Source organism: Pseudomonas sp. 50_B (genome assembly GCF_017491625.1).
GTDB lineage: Bacteria > Pseudomonadota > Gammaproteobacteria > Pseudomonadales > Pseudomonadaceae > Aquipseudomonas > Aquipseudomonas danubii.
Window position 1 is genome coordinate 1 of the sequence record NZ_JAFGYX010000107.1, and the last position, 498, is coordinate 498.

Below are 498 nucleotides of genomic sequence, written 5' to 3' on the forward strand. Positions count from 1 at the left end.
TTTGTAGAAGATTTGAAATTCGCTGGCGCCATCCATACGCGCGGCCTCGATAAGCTCGCGCGGTAGTTCTCGAATGAAATTGCGCATAAAGAACGTACAGAAGCCTGTGTTGAAGGCCACATGGAACAACACAAGGCCTGGTACGGAATTATAGAGCCCGAGCCGAAGGCTCATGAGACGTACGGGAATCATCAGAATCTGAAACGGCACGAAGTTGCCCGCCAAAAAAAGGAAGAAGACCGGCAAGTTCAATCTGAAACGGTAGATGCCAAGCGCAAAGCCAGCCATGCAACTCAGTGCCACGGCGCCGATTACTGATGGAATGGTGATCAGGCAAGTGTTAACGAGATAATGTGCGAGAGGCGTCTCTGAAAAAATTGCTCGATAGTTCTCAACGATCTGCCATTGGGTCGGCCAACCCCAGTAATTTCCCGCAAAAATATCAGCAGGGCCACGGATTGACGTTAGTGCAATTCCAAGCAGCGGCAATAGCCAGAG

Annotated in this window: 1 protein-coding gene; it reads right to left on the reverse strand. The window is 50.4% G+C overall.

What is annotated here, in order from left to right; genetic code table 11:
• A partial coding sequence (locus J5M73_RS31140) for a carbohydrate ABC transporter permease (protein WP_207816899.1) occupies positions 1-498 on the reverse strand: 498 nt, incomplete at both ends.